The sequence below is a fragment of the Pedococcus cremeus genome (assembly GCF_900111375.1).
GTDB lineage: Bacteria > Actinomycetota > Actinomycetes > Actinomycetales > Dermatophilaceae > Pedococcus_A > Pedococcus_A cremeus.
In genome coordinates this window covers 41,931-61,941 of the sequence record NZ_FOHB01000012.1, presented here as the reverse complement: position 1 = coordinate 61,941, position 20,011 = coordinate 41,931, and the positions used below count along the sequence as shown (strand labels likewise).

Genomic DNA, 20,011 nt, shown 5'->3' with positions numbered 1-20,011 from the left:
CCGTCGTCAGGCCTGGGCCGGGCGGCGGGCGACCACCCGGATCCGCACCGAGAGGGCCAGGCAGACCGCCAGCAGCGCCGTGGCGACCCCGAACCCGAGCTCGGGCACCAGCGGCAGGGCGATGCCGACCGCCCCGCCGAGGACCCAGGCCATCTGGAGCACCGTCTCGCACCAGGCGAAGACGCGGGTGCGCATCGCGTCGGGCACGTCGCGCTGCACGAGGGCGTCGGTGCCGACCCGTGACAGCTGCACGCCGAGCCCGGTGACCAGCCCGAGAAGGATGAGGGTCCACAGCGAGTAGAAGACCGCCGTCAGCAGGGCCGCCACCAGGTCGGCGACGAGCGCGGCGGCGACGATGGCCTCGGGTCGCCGGGTGCCGAGGGAGCGACCGAACAGCGTGGCGGCCGCGTTGCCCAGCCCGGCGGCACCCAGAGCCAGCGCGAGCACCAGCGTCGGCGACAGGTCGGGCAGCGGGTGGCGTCGCATGAGGAACGTCAGGAACAGGGTGAGGAAGCCGACGAGCATCCGGGTGCCCACCGAGGCGACCAGCGCCGCCCGCAGCCCCGCCGGAAGCGCACCGACCTGGCCGCGCACGCGCTGCCGCAGGGTGCGGCGCCCCGTAGCAGGGACCCCCAGTGGCAGGGGCAGCGTGTCGTCGAGGTCACGCTCGCCGACCGAGGAGTCCACCCATGCCGGCAGCCGGATCGCCAGCACCGTAGCGACGACGAAGATGACGAAGGCCAGCCGCAGCGACCACTCCGGACCCACCTTTGCGACCGCGCCTGCCAACCCACCGCCAACCGCCATGCCCACGACGCCTGCGAACGCGTTGCGCGAGTTGGCCTGCACCAGCGTGTAGTGCGGCGGCAGCAGGCGCGGGACGGCCGACGAGCGGGTGATGCTGTAGGCCTTGGACGCCACGAGGCAGCCGAGGGCGGCGGGGAAGAGCCACGCCGAGTCGGAGGCGAGGGCGTCGGCCAGCACCCAGCAGAGGAAGGCGCGTACCGCCAGCGTGGTGCCGATCGCCCAGCGTCGGCCGTGACGGAACCGGTCGAGCAGCGGCCCGACGAAGGGCGCGAGCAGCACGAAAGGCGCCATGGTCAGCAGCAGGAACCGGGCCACCTCGCCGCGGGCCTCGTCGGTCGGCATCGCGAAGACCGTGCCGGCGAGGGCGACGGTGACCGCGGCGTCACCGGCGAGGTTGACGAAGTGCAGCTCGATGGCCTTGGCGAGACCGGTTTCCCCTGCGCCGCCCCAGGTGGTCCAGGCCCGGGCCCGGCGGGCACCCGCCCGGCCCGCCCGACCGGCCGCCCGACTGACGCGCGAGGCGCCGTGCCTCAGGGCCTGGGCGCCTTGGGCGCCGCGGCCACCTCGGCCGCTCGCGGAGGCGGGCCGGCCACGGTCCGGCTCACCCGGCATACCGCGCCTCGGCCGGCTCGGGCACCGCCGGGGCCTCCACGGCCCGCTCAGGCGCTGGACCGGCCTGGGAGGCGCCCGGGAGCTGGAAGCGCCCGCGCGCCAGCGGCTCGACGAGGCCGTCGGAGACGAGGCCGTCGAGGCACCGCTCACGGCGCACCTCGTCGGGCACCGCGGCGGCCAGGGCCGCCCGGGTGACCGGTCCGTCGCTCTCGCGGAGCACCGCAAGGAGCGCACCACGCGCCTGGCGGTCGGTGCCGTGCCACGCCTGGCCGCGGCGCGGAGGACCGTCGTGGGCGGGGCTGCCGGCGAGCCTCCAGGCGCAGAGGTCGGCGATCGGGCAGGCGTCACACTGCGGCGAGCGGGCCGTGCAGACGAGCGCGCCGAGCTCCATGACCGCGACGTTCCAGGTGGCGGCCTCCTCACGGTCCTCGGGCACCAGCGAGGCGGCCAGTGCCAGCTCGGCCCGGGTGAGGGCCGGCGCGGGGTACTGCTGGGCGCTGCGGGCTCGCGCGAGGACGCGGCGGATGTTGGTGTCGACCACGGTGGTGCGCTCGCCGAAGGCGAAGGCCGCCACGGCCGCCGCGGTGTAGACGCCCACGCCGGGCAGCGTCAGCAGCTCCGCCTCGGTCGGGGGCACCTCGCCGCCGTGCTCGTCCCGCATCGCGGTGGCGGCGGCGTGCAGGCGCAGCGCGCGGCGGGGGTAGCCCAGCCGGCCCCAGGCGCGGACCGCCTCACCCGGTGCCTCCGCTGCGAGGGCGGTGGGCGTCGGCCAGCGGCGCATCCACTCGTGCCAGACCGGCTCGACCCGCACCACGGGCGTCTGCTGGAGCATGACCTCGGAGACGAAGACCCCCCACGGCGTGGCACCTCCGCGCCACGGCAGCTCGCGCGCCGCCTCGGCGAACCAGCCCAGCAGGCGGCTGTGCAGCTGCGCCGCCTCGTGAGGGGTGCTCACACGTAGCGTTCGAGGATGCTCGACTCGGCGAGGCGGGACAGGCCCTCGCGGACGGCGCGGGCCCGGCCCTCGCCGACGCCCTCGACGTCCATGAGCTCCTCGAGGTTGGCGGCCAGCAGCTTCTGGAGGCTGCCGAAGTGCTCGACGAGCCGGTCGACGATGGCCCCCGGGAGCCGCGGCACCTTGCTGAGCAGGCGGTAGCCGCACGGGCTGACGGCCGAGTCGAGCGCGTCGCCGACGATGGTGAACCCCAGCGCCTTCGCGCCGGCGGAGAGATCGAGCAGCTCGGTGGAGGTCAGCTCCTCCAGCGCGGCGAGGGCCTCCTCGACGGTCAGGCCGCCGCGCGCCTCGGGCAGGTAGTCGCGGATGACGAGCTCGCGGTCGTTGCCGAGCCCACCGGTGAGCTCCTCGAGCTGGAGGGTGAGCAGGCGACCGTCGACACCGAGCTCGACGACGTAGCCGGCGATCTCCTCGCTGATCCGGCGGACCATCTCGAGGCGCTGCAGCACGCTGGCGACGTCGCGCACGGTGACGAGGTCCTCGATCTCGAGGGCCGACAGCGTGCCGGTGACCTCGTCAAGGCGGGACTTGTAGCGCTCGAGCGTCTGCAGCGCCTGGTTGGCGCGCGACAGGATGGCGCTGGAGTCCTCGAGTACGTGGCGCCGGCCGGCGACGTAGAGGGCGACGATGCGCATCGACTGGCTCACCGAGACGACGGGATAGCCGGTCTGCTTGGCCACCCGCTCGGCGGTGCGGTGCCGGGTGCCGGACTCGCTGGTCTCGATCGAGGAGTCGGGCAGCAGCTGGGTGGCGGCACGCAGGATGCGGGAGACCTCGCGGTCGACGACGATCGCGCCGTCCATCTTCGCGAGCTCGCGCAGGCGGGTGGCCGAGAACTCGACGTCGAGCGGGAAGCCACCCGTGGAGATCTGCTCGACGAGCTTGTCGTGCCCCAGGACGATCAGGGCGCCGGTGCGGCCGCGGAGGATCCGCTCGAGGCCGTCGCGCAGCTCGGTCCCGGGGGCGACGGCGGCGAGGGTGGCGAGCAGCAGCTCGTCATCGCGTTGTTCCACTCGCTGGACCCCTGTGTTCACGCCTCCCGGCCACTGCCGGCTGGTCTGGCGGAAGTCTATCCGCGCGCCGGCGACAACGCTGCCACCACGGCTCGGCTGATGTCGGTGCACTCCACGACCTGTATTCCCTCCGGCGTGGGACCGGTGCCGAGCACGCCCGCCGGGACGAACGCGCGGCGGAACCCCAGGCGCGCGGCCTCGGCCAGCCGGCGGGGTATGCCGGTCACCGGACGCAGCTCCCCGGCGAGCCCGAGCTCGCCGAAGGCGATGCTGCCCGGCGCGAGCGGCTCGTCGCGGATGGCGCTCGCGACGGCCAGCGCGACCGCGAGGTCGGACGCCGGTTCGGAGAGGCGCACCCCGCCCACGGTCGAGAGGTAGACGTCGGCCTTGCCCAGAGGCGCCTTGGCCCGTCGGTCGAGCACGGCGAGGATCATCGCCACGCGTGAGGAGTCGAGGCCGCTGGTGGCGCGTCGGGGGGTCGGGATCTGGCTCTCGGCGACCAGCGCCTGCACCTCGGTCATGATCGGCCGCTTGCCCTCGAGCGTGGCGGTGACGCAGGTGCCGGGCACGGTGGCGGTGCCGTGCGAGAGGAACAGGCCGCTCGGGTCGGGCAGCCCGACGACGCCGACGTCGGAGAGGTCGAAGCAGCCGACCTCGTCGGTGGGGCCGTAGCGGTTCTTCACGGCGCGGACGAGGCGCAGCCGCGAGTGCCGGTCGCCCTCGAACTGGACGACGACGTCGACGAGGTGCTCGAGAACCCGCGGGCCGGCGATCGAGCCGTCCTTGGTGACGTGCCCGACGAGCAGGGTGGCCATGCCTCGGGACTTCGCCGCCTGGATCAGCGACGCGGTCACCTCGCGCACCTGCGAGACGTTGCCGGCGGACCCGTCGACCTCGCCGCTGGAGACGGTCTGCACCGAGTCGACCACCAGCAGGTCGGGGTTGATGGCCTCGACCTGGCCGAGCACTGTCGCGAGATCGGTCTCGGAGGCGAGGTAGAGCGTCTTGGCCATCGCCTCGATGCGCTCGGCCCGCAGCCGCACCTGGGCGGCGGACTCCTCACCACTGACGTAGAGCACGGTGCGCCCTTCGCCCGACCGGGCGGCCCGCGCGGCGACGTCGAGCAGCAGGGTCGACTTGCCGATGCCCGGCTCGCCGGCGACGAGCACGACGGCGCCGGGCACCAGCCCACCGCCCAGCACGCGGTCGAACTCGCCGACGCCGGTGGTCCGCGCCTCGGCGCGGCGGGCGTCGACCTCGCCGATGGGCACGGCCGGCCGGTCGACCCGGGTGGCCGCAGTCGTGCGCACGGTGACGGCGCCGACCTCGCTGACGCTGCCCCACGACTGGCACTCGCCGCAGCGGCCGACCCACTTCACCGTGGACCAGCCGCACTCGGAGCAGCGGAAGCCGTTCTGCCTCGTCGATGTCTTGGACGCCATGGACGGGGAACCTACGTGGCGGCACCGACAGGCACCGGCAGGGGAGGGGTGCGCGGCGCGCCGCGGTGGGCAGCCGTGAGCGGCGCGCCGCGTTGAGGAGCGGGGCCCCCGGCGGCATACCGGTCCGTCGCCCAGCCGCTCAGCCCGGTCAGCCGCCCAGCCGGTCGGGCAAGGTCAGCCCTCCTGCGGCTCCACCGGCCAGAAGATGACCGTGCGGGTCTCCTCCGGAGGAGCCTCGGGTCCGCTCCAGTACTCCTCCCACATCAGGCCCTTCTCGACGAGCCGGCGACCCTGCGCGGCGACGCCCTCCCGCAGCGCGTCGTAGGCCTTGCCGAGCTGGTCGTACGCCCCCAGGTGGGTCGTGGTCGCCACCTCGCCCTCGGGCAGCCGGTAGGGCTCGACACCCTCTCCGGGCTCGAACGGGCCACTCACGACGAAGCCGGAGGCGACCTGGAAGAACTCCGGACCCATCGTGTAGCAGGAGAGGGCCGGACCCGTCACGGCCACCCCGATGCGGGCGAGGTAGGCGGCCACCGTGCCGAACGCCTCACCCGCCTTGCGCCCGATGTCCTCGGGCCGGGCCTCGTAGGAGACCACCGCCAGCTGGCGACCGGTCTCGTGGGCGTACGTGACCTCGTACATGGGCGTCCTCCTCGGGTCTGCGTCCACGCTAGGGGTGCGGCGCCGCCGCAGGACAGGGACCATGGACCCTCGGGGGCCTTCTCAGCGCGACTCGGCGACCTGCTTGAGGCCCTCGAGCATGCCCTGCCAGTTCCGCGAGAACTGCTCCGCCTGCTCCTCGCTGGTGCAGCCGTCCTGGTCGAGGGTGACCCGCGTGCCGCCGTCCGCGCCGGACAGCTCGTAGCGCACCGTGTGGTAGTTCTCCGGGGCGTCGTCCTCGCCGGTCAGCGGGCTCCAGTGGGTGACGGCCAGCCGCCGTGGTGCCTCGACCTCGAGCACCTCACCGCGGTCCTGGTAGGGCTTCCCCTGCCACTCGCCGGACCAGGTGATGGGGCTGCCCGGCTCCCAGGTGGTCTCGACCCGGCTGCCCATCATGTAGCGCGCGATCTCGGCGGGGTCGGTCAGGGCCTGCCACACCCGCTCCGGGGGAGCGTCGACGTCGACGGCTGCCTGGGCGTGGAGTCCGGTCATGGCTCTCCTCCTCGGTCCGATCAACCCATCGTCGTGCCGGCATGGGCCTTGTGTCACCAGGGACCGGCGTCAGAAGCGGTGCCACCAGAGGCTGACGGCGTAGTCGACGCCCGAGCCCTGGTGCTCGGCGAGGATGCCCTCGGCCACCGTCTCGGGGAACTCGATGCGCACCACCGACTCGAAGTCGGCGCGAGAGTCGAACTCCCACTCGATGACGAGGCGCTCGCGGCTCCAGCCCTGCCGGGCCCAGAAGCGCTCGACGGCCAGCGCGTCGTAGGTCGGGTACGCCCGCCGGAACCAGGTGCCGAACGTCGACCGGGTGGCGTCGTTGTCGATGACGAACGCCGTTCCCCCGGGCCGCAGCACGCGCGCCAGCTCGGCCAGGCCCGGCTCGCAGCCGGCCCCGAAGAAGTACGCCCACCGTGCGTGCGCGACGTCGACCGAGCCGTCGGCGAGCGGCAGCGCCTGCGCCGTGCCGTCGAGGACCTGTATGCCGTCGAGGCCGGCCACGCGGGCGCGGGCCAGCTCGAGGAGCGGCTGGTAGGGCTCCACGCCCACCACGGTGCGGGCACCGAGGTCGGCGAGCCGGGGGAGGTGGAAGCCGCTCCCGCACCCGATGTCGACGAGGTCGGCGCCGGCCAGGGGGTGGATGCGGTCCATGGCCGCCTCGATGCGCCCGGCGCGGTCGACGCCGAGGTTCTCGACCTCGTAGACGTCGGGCGAGCCCCAGATGTTGGGGCTCGGCGTCGGGCGGGGCGGGTCGAGGTGCGGGGGCGGGTCGAGAGGCTGGTGCGGCCCGGTGTGCCGGTGCGGCATCAGGCCCGCCTGCGCCCGGCGTCCGGGGTCTGCGCGACCTGCGCGGCGTCCGGGGTCGACGCGTCCTGCGCGGCCAGCGTGGCCGGGTGCACCATCAGGGGCAGCAGCTTGCGGGAGCCGTTGGCGCGCACTGCCTTCACGCTCGCGAGGTGCGCCTCGCAGCGGAGCTCCAGCTCGGCATACGCCGCCTCTCCCATCAGCTCGACCAGCTCGGCCCGGTTGCTGCGGAAGACCGGTTCGCGGCCGACGTGCGCCTCGGGGTTGCCCGAGCAGTACCAGTCGAGGTCGTGGCCGCCCGGGCCCCAGCCGCGCCGGTCGTACTCGGTGATCGTCGTCTCGAGCCAGGAGGTGCCGTCGGGCAGCTCCACGCGCCGGTAGGTGCGCCGGATCGGCAGCTGCCAGCAGACGTCGGGCTTGACGGTGTGCGGCGCCTTGCCCGTGAGCACCGCGTGCTGGTGGAGCGCGCAGCCCGCGCCGGCGGGGAAGCCGGGGCGGTTGAGGAAGATGCAGGCGCCGTCGACGACCTTGGTCTTCAGGTCGTCGTCCTCGGTCTCGGTCCAGGCCGAGAGCCGGGTGCTGCCGGGGTGGTGCTGCCACTCGTCCTCGCCGAGCTCGCGCACGGCGGCCTTGACCCGCTTGACGTCGTCCTTGTCGGTGAAGTGGGCGCCGAGGGTGCAGCAGCCGTCGTCGGGACGGTCGGCGTAGATGCCCTGGCAGCCGCTGCCGAAGATGCAGGTCCAGCTCGACGTCAGCCAGGTGAGGTCGCAGCGGAACCGCTGCTCGCTGTCGGCGGGATCGGTGAACTCGACCCAGATGCGGGCGGTCTCGAGCGGGGTCTCAGCCACGCCGCCCACCCTACGTCCAACCCTCCGGCCAGCCCTCGACGCCGCTAGCGTGTGCGTCATGCGCCTCGGGGTGGTCGACGTCGGTTCCAACACCGTGCACCTCCTCGTGGTCGACGCCCACCACGGCGCCCAGCCGCTGCCCGCGACCTCGCACAAGATCGAGCTGCGCCTCTCGGAGCACGTCACCGACGACGGCCACATCGACGAGAAGGGGGCGGACGACCTCGTCCGTTTCATCCGCGAGTGCCTCGACGTCGCCGAGGACCAGGGCGTCGAGGAGCTGGTCGCCTTTGCCACCAGTGCGATTCGCGAGGCCCCCAACGGCGAGGAGGTCCTGGCCCGGGTGCGCGAGGAGACCGGCACCGAGCTCCGGGTGCTCAGCGGTCCCGACGAGGCGCGGCTGACCTTCCTCGCCGCCCGGCGGTGGTTCGGGTGGTCGAGCGGCACCCTGCTCGTCGTCGACATCGGCGGCGGGTCGCTCGAGCTGGCCGCCGGCATGGACGAGGAGCCCGACGCCGCGTTGAGCCTGCCGCTCGGTGCGGGCCGGCTCACCCGCGACCTGCTGCCCGGCGACCCGCCGGACGCAGGCACGGTGCGCGCCGCCCGTAAGGCCATCCGCGCCCGGATCGCCAGTGACCTGCGCCCGCTCACCAAGGTGGGCGCGGTCGACCGCGCCGTCGGCACCTCCAAGACCATGCGCTCGCTGGCCCGCATCGCCGGTGCCGCGCCGAGCAGCGAGGGCCCGTATGCCGCGCGCAGCCTGGCGCGGTCCGACCTCGCCGACGTCGTGGAGCTGCTGGGCAGGACCACCGCAGCCCAGCGCGCGGAGCTGCCGGGGGTGTCGGCGTCACGGGCGCGGCAGCTCCTCGCAGGCGGTCTCGTCGCCGAGGCCGCGATGGACCTGCTCCAGGTGGAGCGGCTCGACATCTGCCCGTGGGCGCTGCGTGAGGGGATCATCCTCGGGCGCCTCGACCAGATGGGGTGACCGCTGCCACCGCGGCTCCGCCGGGGTGACCGATGGGGGCGTGGCGACGGGCTCGATACCCTCAGGGCATGTCCGCCGCAGTCTCCGTGCCCGGTGCACCGGTCGCCCTGTCGACCGCATCGGTCTACCCGGAGAACTGCGCGGCCGCCTTCGCCACCGCCCGACGGCTCGGCTACGACGGCGTCGAGGTCATGGTCTGGACCGACCCGGTCTCGCAGGAGCCGGGCGCCGTCAAGGCGCTCTCCGAGCTGCACGGCATACCGGTGCTGTCGGTGCACGCACCGACCCTGCTGCTCACCCAGCGGGTGTGGAGCACCGACCCGTGGACCAAGGTCGACAAGTCCATCGAGCTCGCCCAGGAGGTGGGCGCCGGCACGGTGGTGCTGCACCCGCCGTTCCGGTGGCAGCGCGACTACGCCCGCGAGTTCTTCGACGGCGTGGCGCTCCGGGAGCACGAGAGCGGCATCAAGCTGGCCGTCGAGAACATGTTCCCGTGGCGCGCGCGCAACCGCGAGTACCAGGCCTACCTGCCCGGGTGGGACCCGGTGCCGCTGCCCTACGACAACGTGACGCTCGACCTCTCGCACACGGCCACGGCCGGGTCGGACGCGCTCCAGATGGCCGAGGAGCTCGGTGCGCGGCTGGCGCACGTGCACCTCGCCGACGGCACCGGCACCGCCCGCGACGAGCACCTGGTGCCGGGGCGGGGGGCCCAGCCGTGCGCCGACTTCCTCGAGGGCCTTGCGGCTGGGCAGTTCTCGGGAGCCATCGTCGTCGAGGTCGGCACCCGCAAGCTGACCGAGGAGCAGCGCGAGATCGACCTGAGCGAGGCGCTCGCGTTCGCCCGGCTGCACCTGGCCACGGCGCCCAGCCTGAAGTCCTCCTGAGCGCAGCGGCGCGGGCGTAGATTCCCACCATGGCTCCCGGCGCCACGGCTGCTGCGGTCGAGGTGGACCACCTCCGCGTCGTGCGGGGTGGCAGGGTCGTGCTGCCGGACCTCAGTGTGACCGTCCCGGCCGGCCAGGTCGTCGGCCTCCTCGGACCCAGCGGCGGTGGCAAGACGACCCTCATGCGGGCCGTCGTGGGCGTCCAGGTCGTCGAGTCGGGCACCGTCACCGTGCTGGGCGAGCCCGCCGGGTCGCCCGGGCTGCGGTCGCGCGTCGGCTACGTCACGCAGGCGCCGAGCATCTACGACGACCTCACGGTGCGCGAGAACGTGCGCTTCTTCGCCCGGATGGTCGGTGCGGACACCGCCTCGGCGGAGGAGGCCATCGCCGCGGTCGACCTCGAGAGCCATGCGGGCGTGCTCGCCGGACGGCTCTCCGGCGGCCAGCGCTCGCGGGTCTCCCTGGCGTCGGCCCTGGTCAACCACCCCGAGCTGCTCGTGCTCGACGAGCCCACCGTCGGCCTCGACCCGGTGCTCCGGCGCGACCTGTGGCGGCTGTTCCACCAGCTCGCCGCCGCCGGCACCTCGATGCTCGTCTCGAGCCACGTCATGGACGAGGCGGCCCGGTGCGAGCGCCTGCTCCTGCTGCGCGAGGGGCGCCTGCTGGCCGACGAGCCGCTGCCGGCGCTGCTCGAGCGCACCGGCGCGGTGGACGCCGAGACGGCGTTCCTGTCGCTCATCGACGCCGCGGAGAAGGAGGCGGCCTCGTGAGCGTGCACCGCACCCTCGTGGTCACGGCGCGCGTCCTGCGCCAGCTCCGCACCGACCACCGCACCATCGCCCTGATGCTGCTCGTACCCGTCGTGCTGATGGGGCTGCTCGCGTGGATCTACAACGGGACACCGGTGTTCGACCACATCGGGCCGGCGCTGCTCGGCGTCTTCCCGTTCGTGGTCATGTTCATCGTCACCAGCGTGGCGACCCTGCGCGAGCGCACCTCCGGCACCCTCGAGCGGCTCATGACCACACCGATGGCCAAGACCGACCTCATGATCGGCTACGCCCTGGCCTTCGGGCTGATGGCGGTGCTGCAGGCGGTGGTCGCCTCGGCCTTCGCCATCTACGTCTGTGGTCTCGACCTCGCCGGGCCCGTGTGGGTGCTCGTCGTGGTCGCCGTGGCCGACGCCGTGCTCGGCACCGCCCTCGGCCTGCTCGCCAGCGGCTTCGCGCGCACCGAGTTCCAGGCGGTGCAGTTCATGCCGGCCTTCGTGCTGCCCCAGTTCCTGCTGTGCGGGCTGCTCGTGGCGCGCGACCAGCTGCCGCAGGTGCTGCAGCCCTTCTCCGACGCGCTGCCCCTGTCGTATGCCGTGGACGCCATGAACGAGGTGGCGGCCGCGGCCGACCCGCTCGGCCAGGTGGGCCCGGACCTGGTGGTCATCGCGGCCTGGATCGTGGCCTCCCTGCTGCTCGGGTCGCTCACCCTCCGGCGCCGCACTGCCTGAGGCGCAGGGGGGATAGCCTTGGCGGCGGTCGCGACCGACGCGGCCGGACGTCGGAAGGACCCTTCGTGGACGCAGGTGACCTGCTGCGCAACGCGCTGCTGCAGCTCTCGAAGAGCGACGGCGTGCGCCGGACCATCGAGACGGCGCCGGTCAGCCGGCAGGTGGTGCGCCGCTTCGTCCCCGGGTCCACCACGGAGGACGCCGTCGCGGCGACCGCCGAGCTGCGGATGACCAACCGCCTCGCCACCATCGACTACCTCGGCGAGGACACCACCGACCTCACGCAGGCCATCCGCACCCGCGACGCCTACGTGCACCTGCTGCGCGAGCTGAAGCGGGCCGACCTGAGCCAGATGGGCATGGGCGAGGTCAGCCTCAAGCTCAGCGCCCTCGGGCAGGCACTGCCGGGCGACGGCGCGAAGATCGCGCTCGAGCACGCCCGCGAGATCTGCGAGGCGGCGGCCGACGCCGGCACCACGGTGACCCTCGACATGGAGGACCACACCACCACCGACGCCACCCTCGAGGCCCTGCGCGAGCTGCGCCAGGACTTCCCGTGGGTCGGCGCGGTGATCCAGTCCTACCTGCGGCGCAGCGAGGCCGACTGTCGCGACCTCGCCCACGAGGGCAGCCGGGTCCGGCTCTGCAAGGGCGCCTACAAGGAGCCCGAGTCGGTGGCCTTCCAGTCCTCGGAGGAGGTCGACACGGCATACGTGCGGTGCCTGAAGGTCCTCATGGCCGGTGACGGCTACCCCATGGTGGCCAGCCACGACCCCCGGCTCCTCGAGATCGCGGGGGCGCTCGCCGCCCACCACCGCCGTGACCCGCAGACCTTCGAGTACCAGATGCTCTACGGCATCCGTCCCGAGGAGCAGAAGCGGATCGCCGACCGCGGTGACCAGATGCGGGTCTACATCCCCTACGGCGAGGAGTGGTACGGCTACCTCATGCGCCGCATGGCCGAGCGTCCCGCCAACACCATGTTCTTCCTGCGCGGCCTGGCCTCGCGGGGCTGAGAGGAGGCACCCATGGGTACCGTCGCGATCTTCGGGGCCGGCGTGATGGGGGAGACCCTGCTGTCCGGGCTCGTCCGGGCCGGCCGCAGCGCCGACGACCTCATCGTCACCGACCGCCGGCCCGAGCACCTGGCCGAGCTGCGCGAACGCTACGGCGTGCGCACCATGGGCAACGCCGAGGCGGCCGCCGCGGCCGACACCCTGGTGCTCGTCGTCAAGCCGCAGGACATGGGTGCCCTGCTCGAGGAGATCAGCGACCACGTCGCCGAGCACAACCTCGTGGTCAGCCTGGCGGCCGGCATCACCACAGAGTTCCTCGAGTCGCGGCTGCCCGGCGGCAGCTCGGTCGTGCGGGTCATGCCCAACACGCCCGCGCTGGTGGACCAGGGCATGGCCGCGGTCAGCCCGGGCAAGCACTGCGACGCCTCGCACCTCGCGGAGGCGGCCGAGCTGATGCGCTCGTGCGGCAAGGTCGTCGAGGTCGCCGAGAAGCACCAGGACGCCGTCACCGCGATCTCCGGCTCCGGGCCGGCCTACATCTTCTACGTCGTCGAGGCCATGATCGAGGCCGGCGTCCTGCTCGGCCTGCCCCGCGCCACCTCCACGGAGCTCGTCGTCCAGACCCTCTACGGCGCCGCGACGATGATCAAGGAGACCAAGCAGCACCCGACCGTGCTGCGCGAGCAGGTCACCTCCCCGGGGGGCACGACCGCCGCCGCCCTGCGTCAGCTCGACGACCACAAGGTCCGGGCCGCCTTCATCACGGCCATGGAGGCCGCGGCGGAGCGCTCGCACCAGCTCGCCTCCGGCAATGACTGAGCCGCAGGCCGGGGCCGTCGACGCCCCGCGGGTCACCGTCGTCCGGCTGGGGGAGGAGGACTGGGCGGCCTACCGCGAGATCCGCCTCCAGATGCTCCTCGACGCGCCGATGGCCTTCGGGGGCACGCATGCCGAGTCCGCGGCCCGGCCCGAGTCCGGCTGGCGCGAACGGCTGCGGACCATGCCGACCTGGCTGGCCGCCGACGAGGGCTCCGAGCCGCTCGGCGCCGTCAGCCTGTTCCGCTTTCCCGAGCAGGACGAGGACGAGACGTGCCTGATCGCCATGTGGGTCCGCCCGTCCGCGCGCGGACGCGGCGTCGGTGACGCCCTGGTCCAGACGGCGGTGCGGTATGCCGCGGAGTCCGGTTGTCGCCGCGTCACCCTCGACGTCGCGGAGGCGAACGTCCACGCCCGCGGCCTCTACGAGCGCCACGGCTTCCGGCCCACCGGCCGGACCGGGGTCCTGCCCCACGCCGCCGACGTGCGCGAGCTGGAGATGGCTCGCGAACTGTGAACGGCGGGTAAAGCGTCACCCGCCAGTGACCGCCGGGCCGGGGCGTCGTGCGAGAGTAGTGGCCATGAGCGAGATCTCCGTGCGCGAGCTGACCGAGGACCAGTGGGAGACCTACCGCCGGGTGCGGCTGGCCGCGCTCGAGGAGTCGCCGCAGGCGTTCGTGGCCACCTACGCCGAGGAGGAGGCCTACGACGAGGCCTTCTGGCGCACCCGCATGCGCCGCTCCCGGCGCCTGCTCGCCGAGGTCGACGGCCGGTCCGTCGGGGTCGCCAGTCTCGGTGAGGCCGGACCCGACAGCCCCACCGTCGCCGAGCTGTTCGGCCTGTGGGTCGCGCCCGACTTCCGCGGCGCCGGCGTCGCGTCCCAGCTCGTGCAGGCCGGTGCCGACACCGCCCGCCGCGAGGGGCGCACGCACCTCGCCTACTGGGTCAACACCGACAACGGGCCAGCGGTCGCCTTCGCCTCGGGCTTCGGGTTCCGCCCGACCGACAGCCGCCGGCCGATGCGCGTCGCGTCGGAGGACGGCGACGAGGAGATCGCCATGGTGCTGGCGCTCGGCCAGGACCGGGGGATGCCGACCCTCTAGGGGCGGGACGCGAGCCGCTCGATGAGGTCGGTCGGGCCGCTCACGATGAGGGTGTCGTGCGCGCTGACCTTCGTGTCGGCCTGCGCGTAGGTGAAGTCCTCGCCGGGTGACTTCACGCCCACGACGGTGACGCCGTACTTGCTGCGCACCTGGGTCTGTGCCAGCGTGAAGCCGATCGTCTCCTGCGGCGGCCGCATCTTGACGATCGCGAAGCCGTCGTCGAACTCGATGTAGTCCATCAGCTTGCCGTTGACGAGGTGTGCGACCCGGCGCCCGGTCTCGGCCTCCGGGAAGATCACGTGGTGCACCCCGATGCGGGTGAGGATCCGGCCGTGCTCGGGGGAGAGGGCCTTGGCCCAGATCGAGGGGATGCCGGCGTCGACCAGGTTGAGCGAGGCGAGCACCGAGGCCTCGACCGACGAGCCGATGCCCACCACGGCCAGCTTGAAGTTGCGCGCCTTGATCGCCGCGATCGCCGTCGGCTGGCTCGCGTCGGCCTGAACGATCTTGGTGATCTTCCCGAGGAAGGTCTCGGCGAGCACGGCGTCCTGCTCGATCGCGACCACGTGGTGGCCGAGCTGCTGCAGCTCGAGCGCGGCAGCGGCACCGAACCGCCCGAGGCCGATGACGAGCACGTCCTCCTCGAAGAGCCGGTTCCTGGGCAAGGGTTCCTCCGTCGTGTCGGCACGTGTCGTCTGGGTGTCGGGCCGGTGGCGACGCGATGTCGACGTGGGGTCGAGCGGTGTCGAGCGGGCGTCGAGCGGGTGTCGGGCCGCCTCCGGCCGCGTCCGGTGTCGGCCACCGGGCCGTCCTGTCCACGGACAGTACCCGCCCGGTAGCGTGCGTGACATGCCCACTCAGGCGCGCGTGATCTGGGACCCCAGCTTCACGGCATACAACTTCGGTCCCACGCACCCGATGGCTCCGGTGCGCCTCGACCTGACCGCCCGCCTGTGCGAGGCCTTCGGCCTGTTCTCCCACACCGACGTCGAGCTGGTGAACCCGCCGCTGCCCGACGACGCGCTCCTGGCGACGGTGCACGACCCGGACTACATCGACGCCGTGAAGGCGGCCTCGAAGGACCCGGCCGGCGCCGACGGCGGCTTCGGGATCGGCACCGAGGACGACCCCGCCTTCGCCGGCATGCACGAGGCCAGCGCCCGCATTGCCGAGGGCACCCGGCAGGTCTGCGAGGACGTCTGGACCGGCCGGTCGAGCCACGGCGTCAACTTCTGCGGCGGCCTGCACCACGCGATGCCGGGCAGCGCCTCGGGGTTCTGCATCTACAACGACATCGCGGTCGGCATCCAGTGGCTGCTCGACCACGGCGCCCAGCGGGTGGCCTACGTCGACATCGACGTGCACCACGGTGACGGCGTCGAGCGCATCTTCTGGGACGACCCCCGGGTGCTCACCATCTCGCTGCACGAGTCGGGCCGGGCACTGTTCCCGGGCACCGGCTGGCCGGGCGACACCGGTGGCCCGAACGCACCGGGCTCGGCGGTCAACGTGGCCCTGCCGCCCGGCACCGGCGACTCGGCCTGGCTGCGGGCCCTGCACGCCACGGCGCTGCCGATCGTGCGCGCGTTCAAGCCGGAGGTGATGGTGACCCAGCACGGCTGCGACACCCACGCGCAGGACCCGCTGGCCCACATGGCCCTCTCGGTCGACGCGCAGCGCACCGCCGCCGACGCGCTGCACCGGCTGGCCCACGACGTCTGCGAGGGCCGCTGGGTCGCGCTCGGGGGCGGTGGCTACGAGCTCGTCGACGTCGTGCCCCGCACCTGGACCCACCTCACCGGCATCGCGACGCACCGGCCGATCCCGCTGACGGCGCCGGTGCCCGACGGCTGGCTCGAGCACGTGCTCATGGAGCTCGGCCGGCAGGGACCGCGCCGGATGGGCGACCTCGACCCCTCGGAGGGCCCGATCTGGCACCAGCCGTGGGACATGGGCTACAACCCGCACAGCGAGGTGGACCGGGCCATCATGGCCACCCGGCAGGCCGTCTTCGAGCACTTCGGGCTCGACCTCTGGTTCGACTGACGCCGTCGCCTTTTCACTGGTCAGACGGCGTGTCGACTGGACAGTGGGGGAGAAGCGTCGACTTTCTTTCCCCATCCGCTTCCCCAGTGGTCACATCAGCCCCTATCGTTGCGACTTGCACGAGCGTAGGAGTCCGCCGGAGGGGAAGCCGGCGATGCGCACGTGAAGAAGATCGAGGTAGCTATGTCCAACGAGCGCCAGCTCGCCGAGGTGCGGTTCCTGACCGTCGCCGAGGTCGCCTCGATCATGCGCGTGTCGAAGATGACCGTGTACCGGATGGTGCACGCCGGAGAGCTCCCCGCCATTCGCGTGGGTCGCTCGTTCCGCGTTCCCGAGGACGCCGTGCACAAGTACCTGCGCACGTCGTACGTCGACACCGCGTGATTGGCAGACGACAAGAACGACTGAGGGCGGGCCGGGGGAATCTCCCCGGCCCGCCCTCTCTCTGTCGTGACTCCGCTCGCCTGCTCGCCCGAGCGGCGAGCGCCGCCGGTGCCGTCAGCGGTTGTCGACCGCCCGCACACTCACCGCCACGTTCGCGCCGGTGTAGAGCTGGGTCAGCAGGTAGACCGACCCCGGAGGGATGACCGCCGACTCGTCGGCGGCCGCGGTGGCCGACGAGCCGGTCACCTGGCAGTCGCTGTCGAGGAAGTACAGGTCGAGGTCGTGGCCCACGGTGGCGTCAGCGTCGCTCGTGCCCTTCACCGACACCGAGTGCAGCCCGTCGGAGAAGCCGAGCGGGAACTTGGTCACCCAGGCGTCCGCGCCCTGGCTGGCCGGAGGGAAGGTGCACGTGGTGCTCATCTCCGTGCCGGTGACGCCGAAGACGTTCGCCAGGCCGGTCGGGTCACCCGCGGCCGGGTTGGGCGCCGTGATGGTGCCCGAGTCGGTGTAGTCCGGGTCAGGGGTGACCGTGCCGTTGACGACGGTGGCGCCCGAGCCGAACACCTGGATGTCGGCCACCTGCGCGTAGGTGGTGGTGTCGCCCTGCACCGAGTCGATGAAGAACCGGACGTAGGCCGCCTTGACCGGCTTGTCGAGCGCGAAGGTCCGGTAGTTCAGGTCGGCCGCCGTGGGGCGGGGCGCCTCGTAGCCGAAGGCACCCTTGCGGGCCGTGGTCCAGGTGACTCCGTCGGTGGAGGTCTGCACCGTGAAGTCGCGCAGCGCCGCGAAGCGCGAGGCGTTGGTGGCCTTGTAGGCGCTCACCCGCACCGACGACACGGTGGCCGGCGCGGCCAGCTTCACCGTCACCCGCTGGTCCGGACCCGCGTTGTATGCCGTGTCGCCCGCCTTGGTCGACCACACCGAGGCGGCGGTGTCGTCGAAGGCGAACTTCGCCGGTGAGCCGTCGTCCTGGCTGGAGGCGGAGACCACCGTCGCGCCCGCCGCCGTCGAGGCGAGGTTCGGTGCCAGCGAGATCGTCTTGGCGGCGTGCTTCCCCGCGGCGACGGTGAAGCCCTCGATGGTCTGCGCGCCGAACCCGGGGGCCTGGATCGTCAGCGGGTAGGCGCCGGCGACGGCCTTGACGGAGAACCCGCCGGTGGAGCCGGTGCGCCCGAGCGGGCTCACCCGCGCCTCGAAGCGGCCGAGGATGACCTTGGCGTTCGGGATCTTCTGCCCAGTGCTCGCGTTGACCAGGGTCAGCGCCACGGTGCCGTTGCGGGAGGCCGTGGGGTGGTCGAACGCCGGCGTCGGGTCGGTGTCGTCACCCGTGCGCGAGACGGCCGAGGCTCCGGCGCCCCGCTTGGCGAAGACCGACCAGATGAGGTCGGTGTTGTCCCCGTGGTTGCGGTCGAGGTCGGCGGTCAGGATGCCGTCACGCGCGTCGAGGAACGACGGGTCCGGCGCCGTGAGCGGCATACCGTCGGTGACCAGGCGAGCGGCCACCTCGGCCCCCTTGGCGAGGCCGTAGCGGGCGACGAGGGCCTTGTGCAGGTCCCACAGCGTCGCGGTCCAGATCTCGCCGTCGGCGTGCACCTCCGGCCCGGTGAGGTCGTAGCCGATGTCGCCGAAGGTGTTGGGGTTGTTGTTGTAGTCGTAGTTGCGGATGCCGCGGTCCTCGTTGCCGGTCGCGTACGCGCCGACGACCGCCCGGGTCGGCTCCAGCCCGGTGCGGGCCGCGTGGTTGAGGGCGTACCAGTCGCCCCAGCCCTCGCCCATCGACCCGGCCTGCTGCGAGCCGAGCGCGCTGCCCCCGGCGACGTAGCGGTTGGAGAGGCCGTGGGTGTACTCGTGCTGGATCACGGTCATGTCCATCGAGCCGTCGCGGTAGGGGCCCTCGAACGCGTCGTTGATCGGCTCCCACAGGAACATGCCGCTCCACGGCGGGATGCCGTCGTCGAGGGTGAGCATGTAGGCGTTGTCGCGACCGGTGTAGGTCGGCGACCCGCCCGAGGCGGCACCGGCCTGCACCAGGCCCTTGATCGCGTCACCGCCCAGGCCGCCCTTGCCGCCGTTGTCGAGCTGGAAGTTGCCGCCCGTCTCGGTGAAGCCCAGGGCGTAGTAGTCGTCGTGGATCCGGTTGTGCTGGAAGAAGAGGTTGGTCGCCGCCGGGTTGAGGTCCTCGGCGTAGGAGGGCGGCACCGTCTGCCCCTTCGTGGCGGCCCACTGGTTGGTGTAGGTGTAGCTGAAGCTGCCCGTCGGGGAGACGGGGCGCGGTGCGTTGTCGACCGGGGCCAGGTAGTTGGACCAGTTGGCGTAGGTGTCGGCGTTGTTGCCGAACGTCGTCACGCCGGTGCCGGCCAGGCCGGTGGGGTCGACCCAGCCCTTGGGCGACTCGGCGGTCGGGCCGAAGGACTGCTGGCGCGGCGTGCCGCCCTTCGCGGCGCCCGGGTAGTTGTCGTAGACGGTGCCCTGCGGGTCGGACTCGTTCTGCACCACCGAGGTCCGGTAGAGGACCTTGCCGGTGGTGCCGTCGAGGATGACCTCCCACGCCTCCTGCGGGCTCTTGATGAAGTACACCCGGTATGCCGCCACGGGGCCGGTGCGCGTGCCGAAGGTGACCTTCTTCGCGTACGACGGACCACCGAACGGACCCTTGGCGAAGGTCGTGTAGCCGGCCTGCGTGCCGTCGGCGTCGGGCACGTAGGCGACTCCGGGGGCCAGGGTGCCCGCCGCCTTGAGCACCGCGCCGGCCTCCCCGATCACCCAGCCGCCGGTGAGGTCCGAGCTCGGTGTGGGGTCGCCGGCATACGACAGCACCCGTCCGTCCTGGGTGACGGCCACGTTGAGCCGCCCACCGCGGGCACTCGGCACGCCCCCCGCGGTCTGCACCAGGCTGACGACGTGGGTGCCGGTGCCGGGCAGGGTGTGGTCGCGGGCGACCTGCAGCGCCCTGACCGCCTTGCCGTCCAGCCCGAAGGCCGCGGCGTTGTCGGCGACCCAGGCCCGTGCGATGTCGACGGCCTCGCCGTCGTGCGGGCCGGTCAGCGGGGCCGGCCCGCGCAGCGAGCGCAGCGTGCCGAACCGCTCGTCCCAGGTGGCCCGGGCGCCCTTCCCGGCGTCGGCGAGCAGGGTGCTCAGGGCCGTGCGGGCGGCGGCGCCCGGGACGACGGCGTCCTTCGCCGCCCGGGTGTCGAGGGTGGCCGTCAGGTCGGACACCGCGTCGCCGAGCCCGGTCAGCACCGGGGCGGTCAGGTCCGTGGCCGGCGACGAGGCCGTGGCCGTGGCGACCGGGGCGGTGACGAGTGCTCCGGTGAGCGCCCCCACCCCGAGTGTGGTCAGACCCATGCGGCCCATGAGGCCCCTGCGAGCCATCAGCCGAGTGCGCGATCTTCTCACCGCTGCTCCTGTCGTGGTGCGGGCACCGTCGGCCCGACTGACCGGAAAACGAGGCGGGAGGCCCGGGGTTACTGGCCCCCGGTTTGGGCTGTGCCGCAGGTGGCCGGTAGAGTGACCCGCACTGTTCGGCGTGGTGCGTAGTTCGTTGCCCCGTCCGGCAACACGACACCACAGA

20 protein-coding genes are annotated in these 20,011 nt (G+C 73.0%); 10 read left to right on the top strand and 10 right to left on the bottom strand.

Translation table 11 applies throughout. The features are described 5' to 3' along the window. Positions 1-6 precede the first annotated feature (6 nt). The 8 genes from BMW78_RS19015 to BMW78_RS18980 all read right to left on the bottom strand — a co-directional run bounded on the left by BMW78_RS19015 (position 7) and on the right by BMW78_RS18980 (position 7,702). Positions 7-1,419, bottom strand: a complete 1,413-nt coding sequence (locus BMW78_RS19015) for an MFS transporter (protein ID WP_091762929.1) — start codon at positions 1,417-1,419, stop codon at positions 7-9. After that, positions 1,409-2,374 carry an HhH-GPD family protein gene (locus BMW78_RS19010; RefSeq protein WP_091762928.1) on the bottom strand — a complete coding sequence of 322 codons (966 nt, stop codon included), beginning with the start codon at positions 2,372-2,374 and terminating at the stop codon, positions 1,409-1,411. Before BMW78_RS19010 ends, BMW78_RS19015 begins: the two co-directional genes overlap by 11 nt. Further along, positions 2,371-3,447, bottom strand: coding sequence for a DNA integrity scanning diadenylate cyclase DisA (gene disA, locus BMW78_RS19005; RefSeq protein ID WP_091762926.1), 1,077 nt, complete (start codon positions 3,445-3,447; stop codon positions 2,371-2,373). Before disA ends, BMW78_RS19010 begins: the two co-directional genes overlap by 4 nt. A 56-nt stretch (positions 3,448-3,503) precedes the next feature. Continuing rightward, positions 3,504-4,889 (bottom strand): DNA repair protein RadA, encoded by a 1,386-nt coding sequence (gene radA, locus BMW78_RS19000; RefSeq protein ID WP_091762925.1) that lies wholly within the window; start codon positions 4,887-4,889, stop codon positions 3,504-3,506. Positions 4,890-5,063: 174 nt separating this feature from the next. Continuing rightward, a complete protein-coding gene (locus BMW78_RS18995) occupies positions 5,064-5,531 on the bottom strand; it encodes a GyrI-like domain-containing protein (RefSeq protein ID WP_177180477.1) in 468 nt (155 codons plus the stop codon). 81 nt (positions 5,532-5,612) lie between these two features. Beyond that, positions 5,613-6,041 (bottom strand): SRPBCC domain-containing protein, encoded by a 429-nt coding sequence (locus BMW78_RS18990; protein ID WP_091762922.1) that lies wholly within the window; start codon positions 6,039-6,041, stop codon positions 5,613-5,615. Between the two features lie 69 nt (positions 6,042-6,110). Then, entirely contained in the window at positions 6,111-6,857 is a 747-nt protein-coding gene (locus BMW78_RS18985; RefSeq protein WP_091762921.1) for a class I SAM-dependent methyltransferase, read from the bottom strand. Then, complete coding sequence (locus BMW78_RS18980; RefSeq protein WP_245736000.1) at positions 6,857-7,702, bottom strand: DUF3109 family protein; 846 nt, start codon at positions 7,700-7,702, stop codon at positions 6,857-6,859. The genes BMW78_RS18985 and BMW78_RS18980 overlap by 1 nt, the downstream gene beginning before the upstream one ends. 58 nt (positions 7,703-7,760) lie before the next feature. Here BMW78_RS18980 and BMW78_RS18975 point away from each other — a divergent pair, with 58 nt between their 5' ends. From BMW78_RS18975 to BMW78_RS18940, 8 genes are all read left to right on the top strand, one after another. Next, positions 7,761-8,687: a Ppx/GppA family phosphatase gene (locus BMW78_RS18975; RefSeq protein ID WP_091762919.1), complete on the top strand. Its 927-nt coding sequence runs from the start codon at positions 7,761-7,763 to the stop codon at positions 8,685-8,687. Between the two features lie 68 nt (positions 8,688-8,755). Continuing rightward, on the top strand, positions 8,756-9,574 hold the full coding sequence (locus BMW78_RS18970; RefSeq protein ID WP_091762918.1) for a sugar phosphate isomerase/epimerase family protein: 819 nt from the start codon (positions 8,756-8,758) through the stop codon (positions 9,572-9,574). A gap of 29 nt (positions 9,575-9,603) precedes the next feature. Then, complete coding sequence (locus BMW78_RS18965; protein WP_091762917.1) at positions 9,604-10,344, top strand: ABC transporter ATP-binding protein; 741 nt, start codon at positions 9,604-9,606, stop codon at positions 10,342-10,344. After that, positions 10,341-11,075: an ABC transporter permease gene (locus tag BMW78_RS18960; RefSeq protein WP_091762915.1), complete on the top strand. Its 735-nt coding sequence runs from the start codon at positions 10,341-10,343 to the stop codon at positions 11,073-11,075. Before BMW78_RS18965 ends, BMW78_RS18960 begins: the two co-directional genes overlap by 4 nt. Before the next feature lie 65 nt (positions 11,076-11,140). Beyond that, on the top strand, positions 11,141-12,091 hold the full coding sequence (locus tag BMW78_RS18955; RefSeq protein ID WP_218144430.1) for a proline dehydrogenase family protein: 951 nt from the start codon (positions 11,141-11,143) through the stop codon (positions 12,089-12,091). Positions 12,092-12,103: 12 nt separating this feature from the next. Further along, positions 12,104-12,910 (top strand): pyrroline-5-carboxylate reductase, encoded by an 807-nt coding sequence (gene proC, locus BMW78_RS18950; protein WP_091762914.1) that lies wholly within the window; start codon positions 12,104-12,106, stop codon positions 12,908-12,910. After that, positions 12,903-13,424, top strand: coding sequence for a GNAT family N-acetyltransferase (locus BMW78_RS18945; RefSeq protein ID WP_091762913.1), 522 nt, complete (start codon positions 12,903-12,905; stop codon positions 13,422-13,424). Before proC ends, BMW78_RS18945 begins: the two co-directional genes overlap by 8 nt. 64 nt (positions 13,425-13,488) lie before the next feature. After that, positions 13,489-14,010, top strand: a complete 522-nt coding sequence (locus tag BMW78_RS18940) for a GNAT family N-acetyltransferase (RefSeq protein ID WP_091762994.1) — start codon at positions 13,489-13,491, stop codon at positions 14,008-14,010. Here the strand turns inward: BMW78_RS18940 and BMW78_RS18935 are convergent. Continuing rightward, positions 14,007-14,675: a potassium channel family protein gene (locus BMW78_RS18935; protein ID WP_245735998.1), complete on the bottom strand. Its 669-nt coding sequence runs from the start codon at positions 14,673-14,675 to the stop codon at positions 14,007-14,009. The genes BMW78_RS18940 and BMW78_RS18935 overlap by 4 nt on opposite strands. Before the next feature lie 184 nt (positions 14,676-14,859). On the opposite strand from BMW78_RS18935, the gene BMW78_RS18930 reads away from it, so the two are divergent. Together BMW78_RS18930 and BMW78_RS18925 are read left to right on the top strand one after the other, a co-directional pair. After that, a complete protein-coding gene (locus BMW78_RS18930; RefSeq protein ID WP_091762909.1) occupies positions 14,860-16,056 on the top strand; it encodes an acetoin utilization protein AcuC in 1,197 nt (398 codons plus the stop codon). A 183-nt stretch (positions 16,057-16,239) separates the two neighbouring features. Continuing rightward, on the top strand, positions 16,240-16,440 hold the full coding sequence (locus tag BMW78_RS18925; RefSeq protein ID WP_056915613.1) for a helix-turn-helix domain-containing protein: 201 nt from the start codon (positions 16,240-16,242) through the stop codon (positions 16,438-16,440). A gap of 114 nt (positions 16,441-16,554) precedes the next feature. Here the strand turns inward: BMW78_RS18925 and BMW78_RS18920 are convergent, their stop codons facing one another. Then, the gene (locus BMW78_RS18920; RefSeq protein ID WP_091762992.1) at positions 16,555-19,785 is read right to left on the bottom strand and encodes a M36 family metallopeptidase; all 3,231 of its coding nucleotides are present in this window, start codon (positions 19,783-19,785) and stop codon (positions 16,555-16,557) included. Between the last annotated feature and the right edge of the window lie 226 nt (positions 19,786-20,011).

Coding starts and splice junctions, on each gene's coding strand:
- BMW78_RS18925 (WP_056915613.1), top strand. CDS start 16,240: ATGTCCAACGAGCGCCAGCTCGCCGAGGTGCGGTTCCTGACCGTCGCC.
- BMW78_RS18930 (WP_091762909.1), top strand. CDS start 14,860: ATGCCCACTCAGGCGCGCGTGATCTGGGACCCCAGCTTCACGGCATAC.
- BMW78_RS19015 (WP_091762929.1), bottom strand. CDS start 1,419: ATGCCGGGTGAGCCGGACCGTGGCCGGCCCGCCTCCGCGAGCGGCCGA.
- BMW78_RS18940 (WP_091762994.1), top strand. CDS start 13,489: ATGAGCGAGATCTCCGTGCGCGAGCTGACCGAGGACCAGTGGGAGACC.
- proC (WP_091762914.1), top strand. CDS start 12,104: ATGGGTACCGTCGCGATCTTCGGGGCCGGCGTGATGGGGGAGACCCTG.
- radA (WP_091762925.1), bottom strand. CDS start 4,889: ATGGCGTCCAAGACATCGACGAGGCAGAACGGCTTCCGCTGCTCCGAG.
- BMW78_RS18970 (WP_091762918.1), top strand. CDS start 8,756: ATGTCCGCCGCAGTCTCCGTGCCCGGTGCACCGGTCGCCCTGTCGACC.
- BMW78_RS18945 (WP_091762913.1), top strand. CDS start 12,903: ATGACTGAGCCGCAGGCCGGGGCCGTCGACGCCCCGCGGGTCACCGTC.
- BMW78_RS18985 (WP_091762921.1), bottom strand. CDS start 6,857: ATGCCGCACCGGCACACCGGGCCGCACCAGCCTCTCGACCCGCCCCCG.
- BMW78_RS18990 (WP_091762922.1), bottom strand. CDS start 6,041: ATGACCGGACTCCACGCCCAGGCAGCCGTCGACGTCGACGCTCCCCCG.
- BMW78_RS18965 (WP_091762917.1), top strand. CDS start 9,604: ATGGCTCCCGGCGCCACGGCTGCTGCGGTCGAGGTGGACCACCTCCGC.
- BMW78_RS18975 (WP_091762919.1), top strand. CDS start 7,761: ATGCGCCTCGGGGTGGTCGACGTCGGTTCCAACACCGTGCACCTCCTC.
- BMW78_RS18995 (WP_177180477.1), bottom strand. CDS start 5,531: ATGTACGAGGTCACGTACGCCCACGAGACCGGTCGCCAGCTGGCGGTG.
- BMW78_RS18920 (WP_091762992.1), bottom strand. CDS start 19,785: ATGGGTCTGACCACACTCGGGGTGGGGGCGCTCACCGGAGCACTCGTC.